Source organism: Rhodoferax sediminis (assembly GCF_006970865.1).
GTDB classification, from domain to species: domain Bacteria; phylum Pseudomonadota; class Gammaproteobacteria; order Burkholderiales; family Burkholderiaceae_C; genus Rhodoferax_A; species Rhodoferax_A sediminis.
Map to the genome: position 1 here is coordinate 1,246,599 of NZ_CP035503.1, position 22,087 is coordinate 1,268,685.

General features: G+C 65.9%; 22 protein-coding genes and 1 tRNA gene. 10 read left to right on the forward strand and 13 right to left on the reverse strand.

Annotated features, from left to right (window positions below; genetic code table 11):
• The first annotated feature begins 15 nt into the window (after positions 1 to 15).
• From EUB48_RS05970 to EUB48_RS05995, 6 genes are all read left to right on the forward strand, one after another.
• Positions 16 to 1,449, forward strand: coding sequence for a M16 family metallopeptidase (locus tag EUB48_RS05970; protein ID WP_142818045.1), 1,434 nt, complete (start codon positions 16 to 18; stop codon positions 1,447 to 1,449).
• Positions 1,446 to 2,792 (forward strand): M16 family metallopeptidase, encoded by a 1,347-nt coding sequence (locus EUB48_RS05975; RefSeq protein WP_142818046.1) that lies wholly within the window; start codon positions 1,446 to 1,448, stop codon positions 2,790 to 2,792. The genes EUB48_RS05970 and EUB48_RS05975 overlap by 4 nt, the downstream gene beginning before the upstream one ends.
• Positions 2,793 to 2,871: 79 nt before the next feature.
• Complete coding sequence (rsmD, locus tag EUB48_RS05980; protein WP_142818047.1) at positions 2,872 to 3,447, forward strand: 16S rRNA (guanine(966)-N(2))-methyltransferase RsmD; 576 nt, start codon at positions 2,872 to 2,874, stop codon at positions 3,445 to 3,447.
• 99 nt (positions 3,448 to 3,546) lie between these two features.
• Entirely contained in the window at positions 3,547 to 4,047 is a 501-nt protein-coding gene (coaD, locus tag EUB48_RS05985; RefSeq protein ID WP_142818048.1) for a pantetheine-phosphate adenylyltransferase, read from the forward strand.
• 78 nt (positions 4,048 to 4,125) lie between these two features.
• On the forward strand, positions 4,126 to 4,569 hold the full coding sequence (locus EUB48_RS05990; protein ID WP_142818049.1) for a universal stress protein: 444 nt from the start codon (positions 4,126 to 4,128) through the stop codon (positions 4,567 to 4,569).
• A complete protein-coding gene (locus tag EUB48_RS05995) occupies positions 4,566 to 5,231 on the forward strand; it encodes a histidine phosphatase family protein (RefSeq protein WP_142818050.1) in 666 nt (221 codons plus the stop codon). The genes EUB48_RS05990 and EUB48_RS05995 overlap by 4 nt, the downstream gene beginning before the upstream one ends.
• A gap of 7 nt (positions 5,232 to 5,238) precedes the next feature.
• Here EUB48_RS05995 and EUB48_RS06000 read toward each other — a convergent pair whose 3' ends face one another.
• The 6 genes from EUB48_RS06000 to EUB48_RS06025 all read right to left on the reverse strand — a co-directional run bounded on the left by EUB48_RS06000 (position 5,239) and on the right by EUB48_RS06025 (position 12,079).
• Positions 5,239 to 6,645 (reverse strand): amidase, encoded by a 1,407-nt coding sequence (locus EUB48_RS06000; RefSeq protein WP_420821432.1) that lies wholly within the window; start codon positions 6,643 to 6,645, stop codon positions 5,239 to 5,241.
• Positions 6,642 to 8,135 (reverse strand): ABC transporter substrate-binding protein, encoded by a 1,494-nt coding sequence (locus EUB48_RS06005; protein ID WP_142818051.1) that lies wholly within the window; start codon positions 8,133 to 8,135, stop codon positions 6,642 to 6,644. The genes EUB48_RS06000 and EUB48_RS06005 overlap by 4 nt, the downstream gene beginning before the upstream one ends.
• Before the next feature lie 91 nt (positions 8,136 to 8,226).
• Complete coding sequence (locus EUB48_RS06010; RefSeq protein ID WP_210411746.1) at positions 8,227 to 9,066, reverse strand: ATP-binding cassette domain-containing protein; 840 nt, start codon at positions 9,064 to 9,066, stop codon at positions 8,227 to 8,229.
• A 44-nt stretch (positions 9,067 to 9,110) separates the two neighbouring features.
• Entirely contained in the window at positions 9,111 to 10,097 is a 987-nt protein-coding gene (locus EUB48_RS06015) for an ABC transporter ATP-binding protein (RefSeq protein WP_142818053.1), read from the reverse strand.
• A 159-nt stretch (positions 10,098 to 10,256) separates the two neighbouring features.
• Positions 10,257 to 11,132 (reverse strand): ABC transporter permease, encoded by an 876-nt coding sequence (locus EUB48_RS06020; RefSeq protein WP_142818054.1) that lies wholly within the window; start codon positions 11,130 to 11,132, stop codon positions 10,257 to 10,259.
• Positions 11,129 to 12,079, reverse strand: a complete 951-nt coding sequence (locus tag EUB48_RS06025) for an ABC transporter permease (RefSeq protein WP_142818055.1) — start codon at positions 12,077 to 12,079, stop codon at positions 11,129 to 11,131. The genes EUB48_RS06020 and EUB48_RS06025 overlap by 4 nt, the downstream gene beginning before the upstream one ends.
• An 80-nt stretch (positions 12,080 to 12,159) precedes the next feature.
• Here EUB48_RS06025 and EUB48_RS06030 point away from each other — a divergent pair, with 80 nt between their 5' ends.
• A complete protein-coding gene (locus EUB48_RS06030) occupies positions 12,160 to 12,432 on the forward strand; it encodes a YfhL family 4Fe-4S dicluster ferredoxin (RefSeq protein WP_142818056.1) in 273 nt (90 codons plus the stop codon).
• Between the two features lie 12 nt (positions 12,433 to 12,444).
• Here EUB48_RS06030 and pth read toward each other — a convergent pair whose 3' ends face one another.
• The 7 genes from pth to EUB48_RS06065 all read right to left on the reverse strand — a co-directional run bounded on the left by pth (position 12,445) and on the right by EUB48_RS06065 (position 18,179).
• Positions 12,445 to 13,050: an aminoacyl-tRNA hydrolase gene (gene pth / locus EUB48_RS06035; protein WP_142818057.1), complete on the reverse strand. Its 606-nt coding sequence runs from the start codon at positions 13,048 to 13,050 to the stop codon at positions 12,445 to 12,447.
• A gap of 76 nt (positions 13,051 to 13,126) precedes the next feature.
• Positions 13,127 to 13,807, reverse strand: a complete 681-nt coding sequence (locus EUB48_RS06040; RefSeq protein ID WP_142818058.1) for a 50S ribosomal protein L25/general stress protein Ctc — start codon at positions 13,805 to 13,807, stop codon at positions 13,127 to 13,129.
• An 85-nt stretch (positions 13,808 to 13,892) separates the two neighbouring features.
• Positions 13,893 to 14,867 (reverse strand): ribose-phosphate pyrophosphokinase, encoded by a 975-nt coding sequence (locus EUB48_RS06045; RefSeq protein ID WP_142818059.1) that lies wholly within the window; start codon positions 14,865 to 14,867, stop codon positions 13,893 to 13,895.
• Positions 14,868 to 14,913: 46 nt separating this feature from the next.
• Positions 14,914 to 14,990: transfer RNA gene (locus EUB48_RS06050), tRNA-Gln, on the reverse strand.
• A gap of 46 nt (positions 14,991 to 15,036) precedes the next feature.
• On the reverse strand, positions 15,037 to 15,903 hold the full coding sequence (ispE, locus tag EUB48_RS06055) for a 4-(cytidine 5'-diphospho)-2-C-methyl-D-erythritol kinase (RefSeq protein ID WP_142818060.1): 867 nt from the start codon (positions 15,901 to 15,903) through the stop codon (positions 15,037 to 15,039).
• Between the two features lie 21 nt (positions 15,904 to 15,924).
• The gene (locus EUB48_RS06060) at positions 15,925 to 16,425 is read right to left on the reverse strand and encodes an outer membrane lipoprotein LolB (protein WP_142818061.1); all 501 of its coding nucleotides are present in this window, start codon (positions 16,423 to 16,425) and stop codon (positions 15,925 to 15,927) included.
• Positions 16,422 to 18,179: a tetratricopeptide repeat protein gene (locus EUB48_RS06065; protein ID WP_420821433.1), complete on the reverse strand. Its 1,758-nt coding sequence runs from the start codon at positions 18,177 to 18,179 to the stop codon at positions 16,422 to 16,424. Before EUB48_RS06065 ends, EUB48_RS06060 begins: the two co-directional genes overlap by 4 nt.
• A gap of 31 nt (positions 18,180 to 18,210) precedes the next feature.
• On the opposite strand from EUB48_RS06065, the gene mutM reads away from it, so the two are divergent.
• From mutM to mutY, 3 genes are read left to right on the forward strand one after another with little or no spacing between them, the layout of a single operon-like run.
• On the forward strand, positions 18,211 to 19,026 hold the full coding sequence (gene mutM, locus EUB48_RS06070) for a bifunctional DNA-formamidopyrimidine glycosylase/DNA-(apurinic or apyrimidinic site) lyase (RefSeq protein ID WP_142818063.1): 816 nt from the start codon (positions 18,211 to 18,213) through the stop codon (positions 19,024 to 19,026).
• A 51-nt stretch (positions 19,027 to 19,077) separates the two neighbouring features.
• Positions 19,078 to 21,039, forward strand: coding sequence for a dynamin family protein (locus EUB48_RS06075; protein WP_244618344.1), 1,962 nt, complete (start codon positions 19,078 to 19,080; stop codon positions 21,037 to 21,039).
• Positions 21,036 to 22,079 (forward strand): A/G-specific adenine glycosylase, encoded by a 1,044-nt coding sequence (gene mutY, locus EUB48_RS06080; RefSeq protein ID WP_142818064.1) that lies wholly within the window; start codon positions 21,036 to 21,038, stop codon positions 22,077 to 22,079. Before EUB48_RS06075 ends, mutY begins: the two co-directional genes overlap by 4 nt.
• Positions 22,080 to 22,087 lie beyond the last annotated feature (8 nt).

Consider the following 22,087-nt stretch of genomic DNA (forward strand, 5'->3'; position numbering starts at 1 on the left):
GAATCACAGCATTCTATGAAACGCCTCCTGCCCCTACTTTGCCTGCTGGCTGGCTTTGCCGCCGGCGCCCAAACGGGGCCTTCGACGGCGCCGCCCTCCGCACTTCTGCAGCAACCGGCCTTGCCCGCCACGGTGCAACAGTTCACGCTGGCCAACGGCTTCACGCTGATCGTCAAGCCCGACCGGCGCGCGCCCACGGCGGTGCAGATGCTGTACGTGCGCGTGGGCTCCATGGACGAGGTCGATGGCACCTCGGGCGTGGCCCATGCACTGGAGCACATGATGTTCAAGGGCACGCCCAGCGTGAAGCCCGGCGAGTTCTCGCGCCGTGTGGCCGCGCTGGGCGGGCAGGAAAACGCCTTCACCACCACGGACTACACCGGCTTTTACCAGCAGATCCCCGCCAGCCGGCTGGAAGAGGTGATGAAGCTGGCAGCCGACCGTTTCGCGCACAACCAGTGGCCCGACGAGGAGTTCAAAAAAGAGATCGAGGTGGTGAAGGAAGAACGCCGCATGCGCACCGAAGATTCGCCGCGCGCCCGCCTGTATGAGGCGCTGAATGCCGCGGTTTTCGAGGCAGCGCCCTACCACCGCCCGGTGGTCGGCTGGATGAGCGACCTCAATGCCATGACGCCGGACGACGTGCGCAATTTCTACCACCGCTGGTATGTCCCGGCCAATGCGGCCGTCGTGGTGGCGGGCGACGTGGATGTCGCGCAGGTCAGGCGGCTGGCCGAAAAATACTACGGCGGCATCCCGGCCCGGCCCGTGCCGGTGCGCAAGCCGCGCCTGGAGCCCGAGCAGGTCGGGCTGCGCCACATCGACTTCAAGGCGCCGGCGGAGCAGGCCTATGTGGCGCTGGCGTTCAAGGTGCCGGCCCTGCAAGCGCTGGACGGCAGCGACGATGGGTATGCCTTGAGCGTGCTGGCCGCGGTACTGGACGGCTACAGCGGCGCCCGGCTCGAGCGGGCGCTGACGCAGGGGCCGGATCGGGTGGCCGACAGCGCGGGCGCCTCCAACGGCTTTGCGGGACGCGGCCCGCAGCTCTTCGTGCTCGACGGCGTGCCGGCGCAGGGCAAGAGCGCGGAGCAGGTCGAGGCCGCCCTGCGCGAACAGGTCGCCAAAGTGGCGCACGACGGCGTCAGCGAGGCGGAACTGAACCGCGTCAAGACCCAATGGGTGGCCAGCCAGGTGTACAAGCGCGATTCGGTGATGAGCCAGGCCCGGGAGCTGGGCAGCAACTGGGTGCAGGGCCTGCCGCTGGATGCCGACGAGCGCATCATCGCGCGGCTGCGCGCGGTCACGGCCGGGCAGGTGAAGGCGGTGGCCGGCAAATACTTTGGCGATGACCAGCTCACGGTGGCGGTGCTGCGGCCCCAGCCGCTGGACAAGAACCGCAAGCCGCGCACGCCCCTGCCGGGCATGCGGAATGACGGAGCACCGTCATGATTGCTCTTAAAAACATAGCTACCTGCGCACTGTTGACGGGGGCTGCAGCCCTGTTTTTCTCAAATCCTGCGCTGGCCGGCATTCCCATCGAGCATTGGACGCAGCCCAGCGGGGCGCAGGTCTACCTGGCGCAAAGCCCGGGCATCCCGATGCTCGATGTGCAGATCGACTTCGACGCCGGCCGCCGCCGCGACCCCCCCGACAAGGCCGGGCTGGCCAGCGTGACGGCCGATATGACCTCCGCCGGCCTGCTGGCCCGCGGCTCTGATCCCGCATTGGACGAGAACGCGCTGAGCGACGCCTGGGCCGATCTGGGGGCGGGGTTTGATGGCAGCGCCGGCAATGACCGCATGAGTTTTTCGCTGCGCTCGCTGACCTATCCCGATCTGCTGGGTCGCGCGGTGCAGCTTGCGGCGCGCCAGCTCGGCGAGCCGGCCTTTCCCGAGGCCGTGTGGGAGCGCAACCGCCAGCGCCTCGACGCCTCGCTCAAGGAGGCGCTGACCCGGCCCGGCATCGTCTCTAGCCGCGCCTTTACCGCGGCCGTGTACGGCAGTCACCCCTACGGCTACGAGATGACGCAGGCGTCGCTGGCGCGTATCAGCGTGGCCGACATGAAGACGCTGTACGCCAGCCTGATCGTGCCTTGCCGCGCCAAGGTGAGCCTGGTCGGCGCCGTCACGCGGGCGCAGGCCGACGCGCTGGTGACGACCCTGCTCTCGCGCCTGCCGGCCACGACCTCGTGCGCACCGCTGCCCACGATTCCCGAGGTGCCGCCGCTGGCCAAGGCCGAGGACATCCGCATCCCGTTTGATGCGGCCCAGGCCCAGGTGCTGATCGGCCAGCCGGGCTTCAAGCGCGACGACCCGGATTATTTCGCGCTCACGGTAGGCAACTACATCCTGGGCGGCGGCGGTTTCGTGTCGCGCCTGTCCGGCGAGGTGCGGCAAAAGCGGGGCCTGAGCTACTCGGTGTACAGCTACTTTTCACCGGGCCTGCACGCGGGGGCATTCACGGTGGGGCTGCAAACCCGGCCGGATCAGGCCAACGAGGCGGTGCAGGTGGCGCGCAGCGTGGTGGCGCGCTTTGTCGCCGAGGGCCCGACCGAGGCCGAGCTCAAGGCCGCCAAAGACAACCTGATCGGCGGCTTTGCGCTGCGTATCGACAGCAACCGCAAGCTGCTGGGCAACATCGCGAACATCGCCTGGAACAAGCTGCCGCTGGACTACCTCGAAACCTGGACCCAGCAGGTGCAAAAGGTGACGGTGGCCGACATCAAGGCGGCCTTCGCGCGCAAGCTGCAGCCCGAGCGGATGGTGACCGTGGTGGTCGGGGGCGCGAAGTGAAAAATGGCCCCCACGCTCCACCGCTGCGCGGGTCACTGCCCCCGGAGGGGGCCGCTTTTCATCTTGGGGCGGCCCGGCGATGAAAAAGGCCCATGGCGGTGAAGTGCGCCTGATCGGCGGCCAGTGGAAACGCACCCGCTTGCCGGTGGCCGACAAACCCGGCCTGCGCCCCACGCCCGATCGCGTGCGCGAGACGCTGTTCAACTGGCTCGGGCAGGACCTGAGCGGCTGGCGCTGCATCGATGTCTTTGCCGGCACCGGGGCCCTGGGTTTCGAGGCCGCATCGCGCGGCGCAGCGCAGGTGCGCCTGCTGGAGCAGGACGGCGCGCTGGTGGCGCAGCTCAAGGCCATCCAGATCAAACTGCAGGCCAGCGCGACGCAGATCGAGCGCGGCGATGGCGTCGCCGCGCTCAGGCAACTGGCCCCCGCCAGCATGGATGTGGTGTTTCTCGATCCGCCCTTTGACGCGGGCCTTTTCGAGGCCGCCCTGCAAGCCGCGGGCCGCGCCGTGGCGCGCGGCGGCTATGTATACCTCGAAGCCCCCTCGGCCTGGAGCGACGAGTTGCTGGCGGGTTTCGGCCTGGCCGTGCATCGCCACCTGAAGGCCGGCGCGGTTCATGCACACCTGCTCAAGCCCCTGGCGGGCGCGGTTTAAGGCGCGTCGTGCGGCTCGCGCCGTCGCCGGCACTGCATAATCGGGCGAAGACAGGCCCGGCCCGGACCGCCGTGCGAATAACGCGAGGAGAAGCACACCATGGCCCTGAACGTGACTGCCGTTTACCCCGGCACCTTTGACCCCATGACGCTGGGCCACGAAGACGTGGTGCGCCGGGCCACCCAGCTGTTCGATCGCGTGATCGTGGCCGTGGCGGCGGGGCATCACAAGAAGGCCCTGTTCAGCCTGGACGAGCGCATCGCCATGGTGCGCGAGGCCGTCAAGATTTACCCGCAGGTGAGCGTGGAAAGCTTTTCCGGCCTGCTGCGCGATTTTGTGGTGGCGCGGGGCGCCAAGGCCATGGTGCGCGGCCTGCGCGCCGTGACCGATTTCGACTACGAATTCCAGCTCGCCGGCATGAACCGCAGCCTGATGCCCGATGTGGAAACGGTGTTTCTCACGCCCAGCGACAAGTATCAGTTTATTTCCAGCACCTTCGTGCGCGAGATTGCCTCGCTCGGTGGCGAGGTGAACAAATTTGTCTCACCCATGGTGCTGGAGCACCTGATGAACAAGGTGCGCAGCGCTCCCGGCGAGTGATTGAGCACATCGACTCGCGGCGTTGCGCGCAGATGGTCGTATGCGCCTGGTCCTACACTTGAAACTGGAGAACGATGAATGAAAATTTTGCTACCCGTGGATGGATCCGAAGTCTCGCTCAAGGCGGTTCGTTTTGCGATCGAGCTGATTCAAAAAGGCCTGCAGGCCGACGTGGTACTGGCCAACGTGCAGGACCCCGTGTCGCTGTACGAGATGGTCATGGCACCCGATCCGCGAGTGCTCGAGAGCGTCAGTGACGGCGCCGGCGCGTACTTGCTGGAAGGCGCCCAGGCGCTGCTCAAGCAGGCGGGCGTGGTCTATGAATGCGAGGTCGCCTCGGGGGATCCGGGGCACACCATCATCGATATCGTGGAGCGGTTCGGCTGCGACATGGTGCTGATGGGCTCCCATGGCAAGGGCAGCTTGCGCAGCGCGCTGCTGGGCTCAGTGTCGCAGGCCGTGCTGCATGCCGCCAAGGTGCCGGTGATGATCGTCAAACGCGACGAGGAAGCCAGCGCTTGACGACCGAACTGATTCTGATCCGTCACGGCGAGACCGACTGGAACCGCGAGCTGCGGTTTCAGGGACAGCTGGATGCGCCGCTGAACGCCGTGGGGCACGAGCAGGCACGCCGGCTGGCGCTGCGCCTGGCGAGTGAACCGGTGCATCACCTGGTGTGCAGCGACCTGCTGCGCGCACGCCAGACCGCGCTGCCGACCGGGCTGCAGCTGGACTTGCACAGCCTGGCGAACAGCGGCCTGCGCGAGCAGAGTTTCGGCATGCTGGAGGGGATGCGGGTGGACGACATCCGCGCGCAGCACCCCGATGTCTGGGCTCAGTGGGTGCAATTTCAGGCGGACTACGCGATTCCGGGCGGCGAGAGCACGCGCCAGTTTCATGCCCGGGTGATGAACGCCATACGCCAGCTGGTGGCCGCGCACAGCCAGCAGACCCTGGTGGTGGTGACGCATGGCGGCGTGCTGGACATGATCTACCGCACGGCGCGCGCCTTGCCGCTCGCCGGGCCGCGCCAGAGCGAGATCCCCAACGGCGGGTTGAACCGCGTGCGCATGGAGGGCGACGCGATCGACATCATCAGCTGGGCCGACACGCAGCACCTGGCCGATATGCCGGCGCAGCCCGTTTACGATCAGGCCAAACTGGCCCAGGCCGGATCAACCTGACCTTCTCTCAGACCGTGGGTGGTTCGGGCCAGGCCCGCTGTGGCCCCCGGATCAGCTCGAAGGCGCGCGCGATCTGCAGCACCCCGAGGTCATCAAAACGCTGCCCGGCGATCTGCAGGCCAATCGGCAGGCCACCCTCGCTGTAGCCGCAGTTGATCGACGCGGCCGGCTGCTCCGACATGTTGTATGGCACCGTGAAGCCGATGTGCTCGAGTGGGCGCAGCGGGTCGTTGGTGGGCGAAGGGTCTTCGGCGGGTGCCGGCATGTTGGGCGACACGGGCGAGATCACGTAGTCGTACTTTGCGCAGGCGGCCACGGTTGCGGCCCGCGTTGCGTGAAACTGGCTGAACGCGCGGAACACGTGTTCGCCGCTAAAAGCCGCGGCGCTCTCGGCCCACTGCAGGATGTAGGGCAGAACCCTGGCGCGCTGCGCGGGGGGCAGCGCGTTCAGGTCGGTCAGCGAGCGCATGCGCCACAGGTGGTCCATGCCGTCCAGCATGGCCTGCGACATGAAGGGCTGCATCGGCTCCACGATGGTGCCGGCCTGCTCGAACAGGCGCGCCGCCTGCGCCACCGCCGCCCGGATTTCGGGCTCGACCGCGAGACCGCAGCCGGCGTCCAGCAGCAGGCCGATGCGCACGCCGCGCAACCGGTCCACTGCCACCTCGGCAGACCCCCACGCGATGTCCTGCGCCGGCAGGCTCATGCTGTCGCGCGCGTCGGGTTGTGCCAGCACCTGCATCATCAGCGCGGCATCCAGCACGGTGCGCGTCATCGGCCCTGCTGCCCGGCCCATGTAGGGCGGGTCGATCGGGATGCGGCCCAGGCTGGGCTTGAGCGTGAAGATGCCGCACCAGGCGGCAGGCAGGCGCAGCGAGCCGCCGATGTCGGTACCGATGTGCAGCGGCCCGTAGCCGGCCGCGGCCGCAGCGCCGGCACCCGCGCTGGAGCCGCCCGGCGTCTTGCGCAGGTCCCAGGGGTTGCGCGCCAGCGTATGAAAGCTCGACAGGCCCGACGAGAGCATGCCGTAGTCGGGCATGGTGGTCTTGCTCACGATCACCGCGCCGGCTTCGCGCAGGCGCGCCGCCGGCGGCGCATCGGCCGCCGCGGCCCGGAGTTCGACCGCCGCGGTGCCGGACGGCATCGGGTCGCCGCGCGTGGCGATGTTTTCCTTGATCGTGACGGGCACACCGTCGAGCGGCCCGCGTGCCTCGCCCCGCTGCCAGCGTGCCTGCGAGGCCCGCGCCTGCTCTAACGCCGCATCGGGCCGCAGCAGGTACGTGGCATGCAGGTGCGGCTCCCAGCGGGCGATGTGCGCCAGCACCGCCTGCACGACTTCGACCGGCGACAGGCTGCGTTCGCGGTACGCGCGGCCAAGCTCCTGTGCCGACAGGTCGTAGAGCCGCGCGTTCACGACCAGCTCAGCGTCGAGAGGTCGTTCACGAAAATCGGCATGTCTTTCCACAGGCCCTTCACACCCTTTTTCGCGATGGTCGGGAACTGCGGCTGGTAGAGGAAGCCGCAGGCCGCGTCCACGGCCAGCATCTTCTGCGCATCGCCCAGCAGCTTGTTGCGCTCGGCGGTGTTCGCGGTGGTCTTGATCTTGTCGTAGAGCGTGTCGAAGGCCTTCGACTGGTAGCCCCAGTAGTAGTCGGGCTTGGCGAAGTTGCCCAGGTCAAAGGGCTCGACGTGCGAGACGATGGTCAGGTCGTAGTTGTGGGGGCCGCCATAGGTGGAGCTCAGCCACTGCGCCCATTCGACGTTCTGCACCTTGACCGTGATGCCCACCTTGGCGAGCTCGGCCACGATCACCTCGCCGCCCTGGCGCGCGTAGGGCGGCGGCGGCAATGTCATCGTGAGTTCGAGCGGCAGCTTGACGCCCGCCTCGGCCAGCAGCTTTTTGGCCTTGCCGGGGTCGAAGGGGTTGATGCCGGTCGTGTCCACGTAGCCGGCCGCGCCAGGCACGTAGTGGCTTCCGATCGGCACGCCGAAGCCGTCGGCCGCGCCCTCGATCACGGCCTTGCGGTCGATCGCAGCGAGGATCGCGCGGCGCACGCGCACATCGTCCAGCGGCTTGTGCCGGTTGTTGATGGTCAGGATGGTCTTGGCGCGCGAGCCGCCGATGATCACCTGGAACTGCGGGTTGTTTTTGAATTGCGGCACCACGCGCGTGCCGATGCGCGGAAACGCGTCGACGTCGCCCGCCAGCAGCGCCGCGGCCTGCGCGGCCACGTCGGAGATGAAGCGGAACGTGACCTTCTTGAGTTTGGCCTGGCCGGGATTGCGGAACCCGTCCCACTTGACGAGGGTGAGCGACGAGCCCTTGGCCCAGCTGTCCAGCTTGTAGGGGCCGGTGCCGACCGGCTGGGTGGCGTTGGTGTCGGCGCTCTTGGGCTCGACGATCACGGCAGTCGCCTGGCCGAGCAGGAACGGCAGGTCGGGATCGATCTCCTTGTTGAGCAGGACCACGGTGTAGTCGTCAACCGGGCGAGTGCTCAGGTTCGCAAAGGTGCGCTTGTCCTTGTTGGTGCTCTTGTCGCCGCCGGCGCGGTCGAAGGAGAACTTGACGCTCTGGGCGTTGAACGGCTCGCCGTTCTGGAATTTCACGCCGCGGCGCAGCTTGAAGGTGTAGGTTTTGAGGTCGGGCGAGACTTCCCAGCTCTCCGCCAAGAGCGGTGTGACGCTGCCGTCGGCGTTGATTTTGGTCAGCGTCTCCAGGATGTTGTATTGCACGATCTCGGCAATCGCCGACGCCGCGCCGGCCGTCGGGTCCAGCCCCGGTGGTTCGAGCGACATGCCTATCACGATGGAATCCTTGCGGCCCTGCGCCAGCGCTGCGTGCGGCAGCGCGAGCGGCACGGTGGCAAGTGCGGCGGTGGTCAAAAGGGTACGGCGTTTCAACATGCTCAAGGCTCCAGGAAAATGCTTGGAAAAGTGGGACGAGAGACATAACCATACATCACGCGCAAGGGGCGCGCATGAGGGCAAGCCCCTGTCATGTGAGAGCGGCGGCCGGTTCGGCGCGCGGCACGGCCGCCAGCAGGGCCTGTGTGTAGGGGTGCTCGGCATGGGCAAACAGCCGCTGCGGCGTGCCGCGCTCGACGATCACGCCGCGATGCAGCACGCAGACCTCGTCGCACAGGTGGTTCACCACCGCGAGGTCGTGGCTGATCAGCAGGTAGCTGATGCCGAACTGCTGCTGCAGGTCCTGCATCAGGTTGAGCACCTGGGCCTGCACCGAGACGTCGAGCGCGCTCACCGGCTCGTCGGCCACGATCAGCCTGGGCCGCGTGATCAGCGCGCGCGCGATCGCGATGCGCTGGCGCTGGCCGCCCGAGAATTCGTGCGGGTACTTGTCCATATCACTGGCGCGCAGGCCCACGGCCGCGAGCGATTCGCCGGCGCGCTCGCGCTGCTCGGTGCGGGTGGTTTCGTCCAGCGCCTCGAGCGGCTCGGCCACGATGCGCGCCACGCTCTGGCGCGGGTCGAGGGAACCGTAAGGGTCCTGGAACACCATCTGCACGTCGCGCCGCGCTGCGCGCAGTTCGGCCTTGGTGAGCGCCTGCAGGTCGCGCCCGAGCAGCCGCACGCTGCCGGACGTCGGCACATCGAGCGCCATCACGAGCCGTGCGATGGTCGACTTGCCCGAGCCCGACTCGCCCACGATGCCCAGGCTGCGGCCCTGCTGCACGCTGAAGTTCACGCCGTTGAGCGCGCGTACCCGCGCCGGCGGCGAGAACAGCTTCTCGCGCGGCAGCGCATAGTGGCGCACGAGGTCCCGGACCTCGAGCAGCGGCATGTCCTGAGAATTCGAATCAAATCGGCCTGTAGCCATTACTGTATCTACGCCAGCAGCTATGGAATTGATAGTATCGGCGCTCATGCGGGCACTTCCCCGGCAGCGATCTCTTCAAGGCGGATGCAGCGCACTTCGTGCCCCTGCGCCAGCACGGTGGCCGGTGGGCGCGTGCTATAGCAGGCGTCTGCGGTGAAGCTGCACCGGCCCGCGAACGGGCAGCCAGGTGGCAGGTCGACCAGCTCGGGCACGCTGCCCGGGATCGTGGCGAGCCGCACACCGCGCGGCGCATCGAGCGCGGGCCGCGCGGCGAACAGGCCCCGGGTGTAGGGGTGGGCGCGCTGCGCGAACACGGCCGCCGTCGACCCGCTCTCGACCACGCTGCCGCCGTACATCACCAGCATTTTTGAGACGTTCTGCGCGATCACGCCGAGGTCGTGCGAGATCAGGATCAACGCCATGCCACGCTCCGCGACCAGATCGCGAATCAGGTCGAGGATGGCTTTTTGGATCGTGACGTCGAGCGCGGTCGTGGGCTCGTCGGCGATCAACAGGTCGGGCCCGCAGGCCAGCGCCATCGCGATGCCGATGCGCTGGCGCTGGCCGCCCGAAAACTGGTGCGGGTAGGCGTCCAGGCGCGACGCCGCATCGGGCAGGCCGACGCGCTCCAGTAGCGCCAGCACGTGCCGGCGTGCTGCAGCGCCCGTGAGGCCGCGATGCAGCCGCAGCGGCTCCCCGACCTGGCGCGCGATGGTGTGCACCGGGTTCAGCGCCGTCATCGGCTCCTGGAAGATCATGCCGATGCGGTTGCCGCGGATCTCGCACATGGCGGGCTCGGGCAGGCCCACGAGCTCGGTGCCGTCGAAGCGGATGCTGCCCGTGACCTTCGCGGAGGGCGGCAGCAGGCCCATGAGCGACTGCACCGTGATCGACTTGCCACAGCCGGACTCGCCCACGATGCCCATGGTCTCGCCGCGCTCCAGCGTGAAGCCGATGCCGCGCACGGCCTCGGCGGGGCCGCGCTGCGTCTGCAGCTGGACGTGGAGGTCGTTGACTTCGAGAAGAGCCATGTCAGTGATCCGTTACGCGATTGCGTGACCCGCGGCGCATGAAGCCGGCGCAGCCGAGGCCAGGGACGCCGCGGAACCGGCTTTGCCGGGCCGCTGGCGTCGCCCCCTGCAAGGGGGGTGGCGAGAGCGACACGAAGTGCGCGAAGCCTGGGGGTGTGCTCATCTTATTCGTGCGAGGCGCGGATCCAGCAGGTCGCGCAGGCCATCACCGAGGAGGTTAAGGCCCAGCACCGCCAGCGCGATCGCCATGCCGGGCCAAACCGCCAGCAGCGGAGCCTGGAACATCATGGTCTGCGCCTCGCTGAGCATGCGGCCCCACGAAGGCTGCGGCGGCTGCGTGCCAAGACCCAGGTAGGACAGGGCGGCCTCGGCCAAAATCGCAATCGCGAAGCGGATCGTGATCTGCACGATCAGCACCGCCGAGATATTCGGCAGCACGTGCTGCATCGTGATTGCGAACGGACCCTTGCCGCAGGCGCGTGCGGCCGCCACGTACTCGCGCGACCAGATCGTGTTGGCCGAGGCGCGCGTGATGCGCGCGAAGGTCGGGATGTTGTAGATGCCGATCGCGACGATCGCGTTGACAATGCCGGCGCCGAACACCGCCGTCAGCATGATGGCCGAGAGGATCGCGGGAAAGGCCATCGAGAAGTCGGTAAACCGCATGATGGCTTCCTCGACCCAGCCGCGCCGCGCAGCAGCGAGCAGGCCGAGCGCCGTGCCGACCGTGAGGCCGATGCCGACCGCGATCACGCCCACCAGGATGGAAGCGCGTGCGCCCACCAGCAGCAGCGAGGTCACGTCGCGCCCATAGGCGTCGGTGCCGAGCCAATGGGCGTTTGAGGGCGGCTGGAGCTTGGCGGCCATATTCACGTCGTAGGGCGACCACGGCGTCCATACCAGCGACAGCGCGGCGGCCAGCAGCAACAGCAGCGTCAATATGGCGCCGATCGCGAAGCTGCGATGCCCCAGCGCGCGGCGCCAGAAGCCGGGCACCTTCAGGGCAGCGGCGTTTGGGACGGTCTGGGCGCTCATATGTCGGACGCCTTGATGCGCGGGTCGATCACGGCGTACAGGATATCGACCACAAAATTCACGATGACCACCATCGCCGCCAGGAACATCACGCAGTTGCGCACCACGATCAGGTCGCGGTTGCCGATGGCCTGGAAGATCAGGCGTCCCAGGCCGGGCAGGTAGAACACGTTCTCCACCACGATGGTGCCGGCCAGCAGTTCGGAGAACTGCATGCCCATGACCGTGACCACCGGGATCAGCGCGTTGCGCAGCACGTGGGTCCACAGCGCCGCACGCTGCGACACGCCCTTGGCGCGCGCCGTGCGTACGAAGTCCTCGCGCATCACCTCGAGCACCGCTGAGCGCGTGAAGCGCGCCAGGATTGCGGCCTGCACCACGGCGAGCGACAGCGCCGGCAGCAGCAGCGACTTGAGGCCCTGGAAGACGCCGTCGCCCCAACCGTCGAAGCCGCCGGCGGAGAACCATTGGAGCTTGACCGAGAACAGCAGGATCAACAGGATCGCGAACCAGAAATTCGGGATCGCAATGCCGACCTGGGTCAAACTCATCAGGCCGACGTCGCCGAGTTTGTTGTGGCGCGCCGCGGCGGTCACGCCGACCAGCAGCGCGAGCACAGTGGTGAACGCCATCGCCAGCAGCGCCAGCGGCACGGTGAGCGAGAGGCGCTCGCGGATCAGGTCCAGCACGGGTGTGCTGTAGGCATAGCTTTGGCCGAGGTCGCCCACCAGCAGCCCAGTGATCCAATGCCAGTAGCGTTCCAGCGCCGGGTGATTCAGGCCCAGCTTGATGGCCAGCGCCTGCACAGCCTCGGGCGCCGCGTCGGGGCCCATCAGCATTTGAGCGGCGTTGCCCGGCAGGATTTCCAGCACTCCGAAAACCACGATGGACGCCCCCAGCAATGTGGCGATCAGCGTGATGAAGCGCTTGATGAGAAAGAGACTCATGAAGGGAGGGTGGGCATCAGGTCTGCATGAAGGCAGTGGGGGGATTCACGGGGCTGTTGTCGGGAACCGATAATAGCGTCATGGCGCTAATCATCACCGACGAATGCATCAACTGCGACGTATGCGAGCCGGAATGCCCCAATGAAGCCATTCATCTGGGGCTGGAGATCTACGAGATCGACCCGACCCGCTGCACCGAATGCGTGGGCCATTTTGACGAACCCCAGTGTGTCCAGGTGTGCCCTGTGGCGTGCATCCCGCTCGACCCCCGGCATGTCGAGAGCCGCGAGACCTTGTGGCAAAAATACCAGCGCCTGCAGGGGCCGGTGCCGGCCGATTCACCGACCCGCTGACCACTATTCCAGTCAATTCTCGGGCCGCGGTGGTTTGGGGCGCGGTGGCTTGCTGGTGTGCACGATCAGGGTCGCCTTTTCCATTTCGCCGGCGACCAGGTGCGGTACCGCCTTCAGGGTGCGGGTGATGCAGTCCTCGATGGCGACGCGCTCCTCCGGCGAGGGTTTTTTCAGAACCCAGTTGATGACCTCGGCTTTGACGCCGGGGTGCCCGATACCCAGGCGCAGGCGCCAGTAGTCGGCCGAGCCCAGTTGCGCATGGATATCGCGCAGGCCGTTGTGCCCCGCGTGGCTGCCGCCCAGTTTCAGCTTGACCTGACCGGGCACCAGATCCAGTTCGTCGTGCACCACCAGGATTTCGCCGGGCTGGATCTTGAAGAAGCGCGCCAGCGCTGCGACAGACTTGCCGGACAGATTCATGAAGGTTTGCGGCTTCATGAGCCACAGGGACTGGCCATGCAGCGTGGTTCGCGCGAGCAGCGCGTGGCAGCTCTTCTCAGGGGCAAGCGAGACCTTGAGTTCGCGCGCCAGTGCATCGATCCACCAGAATCCGGCGTTGTGCCGCGTGGCCTCGTATTCGGGCCCCGGGTTGCCAAGGCCGACAAACAGTTTGATCATGAAGCGCCATTATGAAGGTAGAGTCGCAAAACAAACGGCCCACCGAAGTGGGCCGTTTGGGGCGAAGCCGCAGGCCTTATTTCTTGGCGGCCGGCGCTTTCGCGGCCGCAGCCGGAGCCTTCGCGGCAGCAGGGGCCGCAGCAGCATCCGCGGTCGCTGCGGGGGCAGCGGCTTCTTCCGGGGCAGCCTCTTCGGCACCCGCAACCATGACCACGGACACCACGACAGGGTTTTCCTTGCCGTGGGTCACAACCGTCACGCCCTTGGGCAGCTTGATGTCATTGACGTGCAGCGACAGGCCCTTCTTCAGGCCGCTCAGGTCCACGCCAATGAACTCGGGCAGGTCGCCCGGCAGGCAGGAGACTTCGAGTTCGGAGATCACGTGGTTGAGCACGCAACTCTCGAGCTTGACGGCCTGCGATTCCTCGGCGCCGGTGAAGTGCAGCGGTACCTTCATGTGCAGCTTGGTGTTGGCATCCACACGCTGGAAATCGATATGCAGCACGAGTTGCTTGAACGGGTGCATTTGCACGTTGCGCAGCAGCACCTTGCTGGTCTGGCCATTCAGTTCCATGTCCAGCACGGTGGAATGGAAGGCCTCTTTCTTGATGGCATGCCACAGCGCATTGTGATCGAGTTCGATCATTTGCGGCTCACCGCTGCCACCGTAAACAATGCCGGGCGTCTTGCCGGTAATGCGGAGACGGCGGCTCGCACCCGTACCCTGCTTGGCGCGCTCAAAGGCGACGAATTTCATAACTCACTCCTGTAAGAGTCCACCGCGACCAGTGTGACTCCGGTTGAAAAGGGTCTGCAGATTGCAGACCTGCTTTTTGCCCCGATCAGAAAAGGCTTTCCTGATCCGAGAACAAACTCGAGACCGAATCGCCCTTGGCAATGCGCTGGATCGTCTCGGCGATCAGCTGTGCCACGGACAATTGGCGAATTTTTTTGCACCCGCCGGCCGCTATGCTCAGGGGAATCGTGTCGGTGACCACCACTTCGTCCAGCGCCGGGCTGTTGCCAATGCGCTCGATGGCCGGGCCGGAAAAAATCGGATGGGTGCAATAGGCATAGACCTTTTTGGCACCGCGCTCCTTCAATACTTCGGCCGCCTTGACCAGGGTGCCGGCCGTGTCGATCATGTCGTCCATGACCACGCAATTGCGGCCGTCGATCTCGCCGATCACGTGCATGACTTCGCTCACGTTGGCCTTGGGCCGGCGCTTGTCGATGATCGCCATGTCGCAACCCAGCTGCTTGGCCAGCGCCCGGGCGCGAACCACGCCGCCCACATCGGGCGAGACCACGATCAGGTCCTCGTAGTTTTGCCGGCGCAAATCACCCAGCAGCACGGGCGAGGCATAAATGTTGTCGACCGGGATGTCGAAGAACCCCTGAATCTGGTCGGCGTGCAAATCCATGGTCAGCACGCGGGCCACGCCCACAGCCTGCAGCATGTTGGCCACCACCTTGGCGCTGATCGGCACGCGTGCCGAACGCGGGCGCCGATCCTGCCGGGCGTAGCCAAAATACGGAATCACCGCGCTGATGCGTTCGGCCGATGCACGCTTGAGCGCATCCACCATGATCAGCAGCTCCATCAGGTTTTCGTTCGTCGGCGCACAGGTGGACTGCACCACAAAAACGTCGCGGGCGCGCACGTTCTGATTGATTTCCACGGTGACTTCGCCGTCGGAAAATCGTCCCACGCTGGCTGCACCGACCTTGATGCCAAGGTGATGCGCGATCTCGGCGGCCAGGCCAGGATTGGCGTTGCCCGTGAAAATCATGAAATCAGGGTGATAAACCTGCATGAGCGTCCCAGCGATCTAAGTTTTGTGCCTGTACGTCTAACGTATTTGGCAGGGGAGGAAGGATTCGAACCTTCGCATGCTGGAATCAAAATCCAGTGCCTTAACCAACTTGGCGACTCCCCTACACGGGTCGATGGCTGCAGTCTTGAGAACTCCAGCCACCCACCGATCAATCGTCGCTGGTTGCCCATCCCACCAGAGGATGAACAGCCAAATTGCTGCATGCCCGCACGTTCCAGTCCGCTGGCACTGATGCCAATCGCGCCTGGTCCGTTTCATGCCGCATTTGCGCAAACACCGCACTGCCTGAGCCTGTCATCCGCCCCTGCAATCCTTGCGCCGCAAGCCATTCGAGCGCTTGCGTCACATCAAGGCAGAGCCTCTGGGCAACCGGCTGCAAGTCGTTTTGGCCAAAGCCAAAGGGGTCCGCAGCAAAGCCTGAAATTATAGCAGTTCCGGTGTCGCGTTTGAGGTCGTGCGCTGCGAAAATCAGACGCGTTTCCAGTCCGGTCTGCGGTTTGACCACCGCAAACCGGGCAGCCGGCAGCTGGAATTCACCCTCAAGCGGCGTTATTTTCTCGCCGATCCCCTGCACCCAGGCGTTGTGCCCGCGCAAAAAAAACGGCACATCGGCACCCAGTTGCAGGCCAATATGCTCCAGTTTTGATAGCGGAAGGTGAAGATTCCACAAGCGATTCAGGGCTAGAAGACAGGAAGCTGCGTCGGAGGAGCCGCCACCCATGCCGGCCTGGGCGGGTATCCGTTTGTCTACGCCCATGTGCACGCCGAGATGCGGGGCCGCCAGGGCTTGCAGCGCCCGCGCTGCGCGCACTGTCAGATCATCAGCGGGCAGGGCGGGGCCCAGGTCTTCGCGGCTGATGTGTCCGTCGGATCGCAATTCGAAGTTCAGCGCGTCGCACCAGTCAACCAGCATGAAAACCGATTGCAGCAGGTGGTAGCCGTCCGCCCGCCGCCCCGTGATGTGCAGAAAAAGATTGAGTTTGGCCGGGGCCGGAACGTCGTACAGCGCCTTCATGGCGTGATTATCCCGGGGCGCTTATTTTTCCAGAGCCAGCCGCAGTTCGGCCGCGGGTGTGGGCGCCGAGCGCCGCGCTACCAGCCGCCCGCCGGCGAGTTGCGACAGGTCGGCCTGCCAGCCCGGCACGGGCGTGTTCACGCCTTGCAGCCAGTCGAACAGCGCTGCCACGGGAATTGCCGCGCCGATCGCATGGCGGACCAGTTCATCCAGCGAACCGAAATTGCGGGTCTGGTCGTTCGAGCGCAAGGTGGCGGAGCCCGGCGCCCAGGCCAGCACGGCCAGCGTGCTGCCCAGCGGGTTGTACAGGGCCAGTTCGCCGGTCTCGGCGTTGCCCTTGAGCTCGAAACCCGCCGAAAAGGACTGCGCCTGATCGGCGTCAACATTGAGTGCCAGGCGGCCACTCCAGAATGAGTTATTTTGACTGTTTTGGTCTGTAGCCCTTATCGGGCTTGCGCATCCAGCTATAAGAAATAGAGCAACCACGAGCAGCCAGCGCCCTGGCTGGAAGCGCCACCTCACAGTTTCACGCGCAGGCGCTTGAGCGTGGCCTGCAGTGTTTCGTTGTTGGCATCGGCAAGCTGCCCCTGCTTCCAGACGGAGAGGGCGCGCTCGCGCTGCCCCAGGCTCCACAGGACTTCACCCAGATGGGCCGCGATTTCGGTATCGGGTCTGGTCTTGTAGGCACCCTCCAGAAGGCGCGCGGCCTCTTCCTTGTTGCCCATGCGAAATTCGACCCAGCCCAGGCTGTCGATGATGAAGGGGTCGCTGGGCGCGTATTCCAGCGCCTTTTGAATCAGCTGCTTGGCCTCGGGCAGGCGCTCGCCGCGATCGGCCAGCGAATAACCCAGGGCGTTGTAGGCCTGAGGGTCGTCCGGTTTGAGGGCGATGAGCTGGCGCAGCAGCCGTTCCATATCGGCCGCATGGTTCAGCTTTTCCGCCAGCATGGCCTGGTCATAGATCAGGCCGGTGTCCTGGGGGGCCTGTGCCGAGGCGGTCCCGAGCAAATCGTAGGCGGCCTTGTATTTCTTGTTGTCGCGCAGCAATTGCACCTCGGCCATGAGTTTCGCTCTGGCGTCGTCGGGCGTGCGCTCGGGTGTGCTGCGGATCAGCGCGAGCCCATCGTCGAGTTTGCCCTGCCTGGCCAGAATCGACGCGCGCTGGCTTTGCACGCTGACCAGATCCTGTGAATTGTCAATCCGGTCGAGCCAGGCCTGAGCCGCCGGATAGTCGCTGCGCTTCTCGGCGATCTGCGATAGCGACAGGTAGGCCGGCACCAGGCCGCGCTCGCGGTCTTCGCCCTGCTTTTGTGCCTTGATCAAATCCACGTAATGCTTCAGGGAGGCTTCGGCGGCGCTGCTCTGCTTGTCCTGTTCCTGCAGCGCGCCCTGGACCAGCCAGGCTTGCGCAAAATCGGGCTGCGAGGTGGTCAGGATCTGCAATTGCTGGCCGGCCTCAGGGTAGCGCTGGGCATCGAGCAGCACGCGCACGTAGGCCATGCGCACCTCGGGCGCGGGGGTGCCCTCGTCGAGATATTTGCGCACGATGGGCTCGGCCGGCGGCACTTTGGAGCCCATCATCTCAAGGGCCAGCAGGGCGGGGCCTTCAGACTTCGGGTCCAGGGCCTGCCCGCGGCGTGCCGCATCCAGTGCGCCTGCCGTGTCGTCGGCCGCGAGCCGCATGCTGCCAACCGTCGTCCAGGCCGCGGCCCCCGTTGCCGGCTGGGCCAGCTCGTCGGCCAACGCCTTTTCCACCACGCTGGCGGCCAATTTTTTGTCGGACGCGCGCGCATAGATGCGTGGAATGGCCGATATGGCAGCGTTGCGCTTGTCCGGGGTGGCCATTGCAATCTCGGCCTTGAGCGGCGCCGTGCTGTCGTCGATGCGGTTCAGCGCAACCAGGATCTGCAGCACCAGCCGGTTGGCCTGGCGCGACCGGGGCTGGGCCTGTTTCCAGGCGCGGGCCGCCTGTAGCGCCGATTCGCCGGAGCGGGCCTGCAGGGCAATGTTCACGGCGCGCTGGTACAGCGCCGCATCGTTGGTTTTGCGTGCAGCGTCGAGGATCAGGGAGTAGCCCGCCCCAGGCTCGCCCTCTTCGACCTTGATATCTCCCAGCAGAAGCTGGTAAAACAGATTTGCGTCCATCGCCGAGTTGACGGGCGGCGGCGCAGGGGTGTTGTCCGCGGGGCTTTCGGCCCGCGCCGCCAGGGCGATTGCCGCCAGTGCGGCTAGTACGAGATGGCGTGCAAGGCAGTTAAATCGCTTCATCCGAACCATAATAATCCAAGCTTGTTAATTCTTCGTATCCATGCCTGAACTACCCGAGGTCGAGGTCACCCGGCTGAGCTTTGCCGATCGAATTGCGGGCGCGCGCATCGATGGCGCGCGCCTGGGCAAGCCACTGCGCTGGGCGCTGGGTTGTGACCCGTCCCAGCTCGCCGGGCGAACCGTGCGCGGCGTGCGCCGCAGGGGGAAATATTTGCTGCTCGACCTGGATCATGGCTTGTTGCTGCTGCATCTGGGCATGTCGGGCAGCCTGAGCTTCGCTGCCAGCCAGCCGCCGGCGGGCGTTCACGACCACTTTGATCTGCTGACGAGCCGGGGCGTGCTGCGCCTGCACGATCCGCGCCGGTTTGGCGCCGTGGTGTATGCCGAGGATCAAGCCGCGCCGGTGGCGGCCCGGTTGCTGGGCAAACTCGGCATGGAGCCGCTGGGCCCCGATTTCGGCCTGCAGGCGTTCCATGCGGGGCTGAAGCGGCACCAAGCGGCGGTCAAGCAGATCCTGCTGGCCGGCGAGGTGGTGGTGGGCGTGGGCAACATCTACGCCTGCGAGGCGCTGTTCCTGGCCGGAATCCGTCCCACCGTGCGGGGCGCGCGCATCAGCAGGCCCCAGGCGGCCCGTTTGCATGTCGCGATACGCGATGTACTGGCGCGAGCCGTCCAAAAGGGAGGCAGCACGCTGCGTGATTTTTCCAATGCGCAGGGTGAGAGCGGCTACTTCCAGCTGGAGGCCATGGTGTATGACCGCGCCGGTCAGCCGTGCCGGGTGTGCGGTGCCGGTATCAAATTGCTGCGCCAGGGCCAGCGCTCCACCTATTTTTGCCCGGCCTGCCAGAGGTACTGAGGCCGCCGGCCCGCGTCAATGCTATAACTCAAAGCTAGGCAGGGAGACACAGTGCGCAATTCCTTCGGTGACCAGTTCGATCAACATGGTACGTGGCGGCGTGATTTTGCCCTGCGCCTGAAACTTCTGGCCGAATGGATGAAGGATCATGAATTGATGGACGCGGCCATCGAAGAGCGCTTGCACCAGATCGAAGGCCGGATGCGCACCGACAAGGTCATGGTCGCCTTCGTGGGCGAGTTTTCGCGCGGCAAGTCGGAGTTGATCAACGCGATTTTCTTTGCCGGCTACAAACGGCGCATCATGCCGGCCAGCGCAGGGCGCACCACGATGTGCCCGACCGAGCTGGGTTACGACGCCGACGTTCCGCCCTGTTTGCGCTTGCTGCCGATCGAGACACGGCTGCAGCCGAAAGCGTTGACGGAGTGGCGCGCCGTGCCCGAGAAATGGACGCGTATCGACCTCGATGTGAACAACCCGGCCGAGCTTGCTCAGGCCCTCGAAAAAGTGGCGGAGGTGCGCATCGTCAGCCGCGAAGAGGCGCGGGCATTGGGCTTTTGGCACGACATGACGCCCGAAGACAATCCGCCGGTGGACACCTGCGGCCTGGTGGAAGTACCCCGCTGGCGCCATGCCCTGGTAAATATGGCGCATCCTTTGCTCAAGCAGGGACTTGTGATTCTCGACACACCGGGTCTCAACGCCATCGGCGCCGAGCCCGAATTGACCGTGAGCCTGATCCCGCAGGCGCAGGCGGTTGTTTTCATCCTGGCGGCCGATACCGGTGTGACCAAATCCGACATGGCCATCTGGCGCGAGCACCTGGTCACCGACAGTGAAAATGCCGATGCGCGGCTGGTCGTCCTCAACAAAATCGACACCTTGTGGGACGAGCTCAGCACCCCTGCCCGGGTGCGCGAGCAGATCGGGCGCCAGTGCGCCGCAACGGCCGAGCTACTGGGTATTTCCGCAGAGCAGGTTTTTCCCGTCTCCGCGCAAAAGGGTCTTTTGGCCAAGGTGACCGACGATGCGGCGCTGCTGCGAGAGAGCCGGCTGCCGGCACTGGAGGCGGCGCTGGGCGTGGGGCTTCTGGGCCGGCGCCAGGGTCTCCTGCGCTCCGAGATGTCTGCCGGTATTGCCGACTTGCGCGCGCAAGCCGGCCGGGTGATGCAGATTCGCCGCCGCGACCTTGCCGAGCAGGCCCTGGAGCTCAAGGGCCTGCGCGGCAAGAACGCAGCGGTGATCAATCACATGCGGGCGCGAGTCCACCAGGAACAGATCGAGTTCGATGTGAGTGGGGCCAAGATCCATGCGATTCGGTCGGTTCACCTCAAGCTGCTGCGGGAGTTGTTCACAATTCTCGGGGCGTCCACGCTGAAGGCGGAATTGGGTGATCTGAACCGGGCGCTGCGCCAGCGGGGCATCAAGCTGGGCGCCAAAAAAGCCTACAACCAGACTTTTCAGCGGCTTCGTGAGGGGCTGGGCCGGGCCCAGGCGACGGGCATTGAAATCCAGACCATGTTCGTTGCGATCTTCCGCCAGTTGAATGCGGAGCACGGGTTTTCGCTGCAGCCGCCCAAGGAGCCGGACCTGCTGCGCTTCGAGCGCGATCTTGAACTGGTTGAGCGCAGCCACCTGCAATACCTGGGCGTTTCCAACGCGCTCAAGCTGGCGACGCCCGATTTTTCGGATCGCCTGGTGCGGGCACTGGCAACGCGCTTGCGGGCGGTCTATGAATCCGCGCTGAGCGAGGTGGAGCTGTGGAACAAGTCGGCCGCGGCCCAGCTCGATGTGCAGCTGCGTGAACGTCGCCGCAATTTCGGCCATCGCCTGGAAGCCATCGAGCGCATCCAGCAGGCGGCCACGGGGCTGGACGAGCGCATTGCAGACATTGTCCAGCAGGAGGCGGCGCTCAACCAGCTCGATGCCAGGCTGCTGGTGTTGACGGAGCGCCTGCTTGATGTGCCGCAATCCAGCGAACCGGTGGTTTTCGCCGCTCTCAAAACGGCATGACCGCCGGCCCGCAGGAGTTTGCCGCCCGCGTGGTGGGCTGGCAAAAGACGCATGGCCGCCGCGGCCTGCCGTGGCAGGACACACGGGACCCTTATCGGGTCTGGCTCTCGGAAATCATGCTGCAGCAGACGCAGGTGGCTACCGTCCTCGATTATTTCCCCCGTTTCCTGCGACGCTTCCCTGACGTGAAGGCGCTTGCCGGGGCCAGCCTGGACGACGTGCTGGCGCTGTGGAGCGGCCTCGGCTATTACAGCCGCGCGCGCAACCTGCACCGCTGTGCCGTAGCCGTAGTGACGCAGCATGGCGGCGAGTTTCCGCCCAGTGCGCAGCAGCTGCAAACCCTGCCGGGCATCGGGCGCTCGACAGCGGGTGCGATCGCGGCGTTTTGTTTTGGCGAGCGGGTCGCCATTCTGGACGGCAATGTGAAGCGTGTCCTGACCCGTGTCTTGGGGTTTGGTGCCGATCTGGCCGTGGCCACCAACGAGCGCGCCCTATGGGATCAGGCTACCGCCTTGTTGCCGCGTCACTCACTGGCGCAGGCCATGCCGCGCTATACCCAGGGCCTGATGGATCTCGGGGCCACCATTTGCCTGGCGCGCAATCCGGGCTGCCTGATCTGCCCGCTGCGCGAGCTTTGCGCCGCGCAGCAACAGGGCGAGCCGGAAAATTATCCCGTCAAGACCCGCAAGCTCAAGCGCAGCGCGCAATCGCTCTGGCTGCTGCGGGCGCACGCGGCCGATGGCGCCGTCTGGCTGGCGAAGCGGCCGACACCGGGCGTCTGGGCCGGCTTGTACTGCCTGCCCGTGTTCGACAGCCGCGAGGCGCTGCAGATGCAATTGCCAGTGCGATTTCGGGCGCGGCTGCAGGACGCGCCGGCGTTCACCCATGTTTTGACGCACAAGGACTTGCACCTGCATCCGGTAACGGTGCAATTGCCAGTCAGTGCAAAGACGGGCCTTGAGGGAGCCTGGTTTGCCGCAGATCAGTGGCCCGGCTTGGGGCTGCCCGCGCCGATTCGCAAGCTGTTGAGTCAGGGTTGAGTCGGGCC

Coding starts and splice junctions, on each gene's coding strand:
- EUB48_RS05970 (WP_142818045.1), top strand. CDS start 16: ATGAAACGCCTCCTGCCCCTACTTTGCCTGCTGGCTGGCTTTGCCGCC.
- EUB48_RS06030 (WP_142818056.1), top strand. CDS start 12,160: ATGGCGCTAATCATCACCGACGAATGCATCAACTGCGACGTATGCGAG.
- mutM (WP_142818063.1), top strand. CDS start 18,211: ATGCCTGAACTACCCGAGGTCGAGGTCACCCGGCTGAGCTTTGCCGAT.
- pth (WP_142818057.1), bottom strand. CDS start 13,050: ATGATCAAACTGTTTGTCGGCCTTGGCAACCCGGGGCCCGAATACGAG.
- rsmD (WP_142818047.1), top strand. CDS start 2,872: ATGAAAAAGGCCCATGGCGGTGAAGTGCGCCTGATCGGCGGCCAGTGG.
- EUB48_RS06010 (WP_210411746.1), bottom strand. CDS start 9,066: ATGGCTACAGGCCGATTTGATTCGAATTCTCAGGACATGCCGCTGCTC.
- EUB48_RS06045 (WP_142818059.1), bottom strand. CDS start 14,867: ATGCAGGTTTATCACCCTGATTTCATGATTTTCACGGGCAACGCCAAT.
- EUB48_RS05975 (WP_142818046.1), top strand. CDS start 1,446: ATGATTGCTCTTAAAAACATAGCTACCTGCGCACTGTTGACGGGGGCT.
- EUB48_RS06025 (WP_142818055.1), bottom strand. CDS start 12,079: ATGAGTCTCTTTCTCATCAAGCGCTTCATCACGCTGATCGCCACATTG.
- EUB48_RS06040 (WP_142818058.1), bottom strand. CDS start 13,807: ATGAAATTCGTCGCCTTTGAGCGCGCCAAGCAGGGTACGGGTGCGAGC.
- ispE (WP_142818060.1), bottom strand. CDS start 15,903: ATGAAGGCGCTGTACGACGTTCCGGCCCCGGCCAAACTCAATCTTTTT.
- EUB48_RS05990 (WP_142818049.1), top strand. CDS start 4,126: ATGAAAATTTTGCTACCCGTGGATGGATCCGAAGTCTCGCTCAAGGCG.
- EUB48_RS06015 (WP_142818053.1), bottom strand. CDS start 10,097: ATGGCTCTTCTCGAAGTCAACGACCTCCACGTCCAGCTGCAGACGCAG.
- coaD (WP_142818048.1), top strand. CDS start 3,547: ATGGCCCTGAACGTGACTGCCGTTTACCCCGGCACCTTTGACCCCATG.
- EUB48_RS06020 (WP_142818054.1), bottom strand. CDS start 11,132: ATGAGCGCCCAGACCGTCCCAAACGCCGCTGCCCTGAAGGTGCCCGGC.
- mutY (WP_142818064.1), top strand. CDS start 21,036: ATGACCGCCGGCCCGCAGGAGTTTGCCGCCCGCGTGGTGGGCTGGCAA.
- EUB48_RS06005 (WP_142818051.1), bottom strand. CDS start 8,135: ATGTTGAAACGCCGTACCCTTTTGACCACCGCCGCACTTGCCACCGTG.
- EUB48_RS06065 (WP_420821433.1), bottom strand. CDS start 18,179: ATGGTTCGGATGAAGCGATTTAACTGCCTTGCACGCCATCTCGTACTA.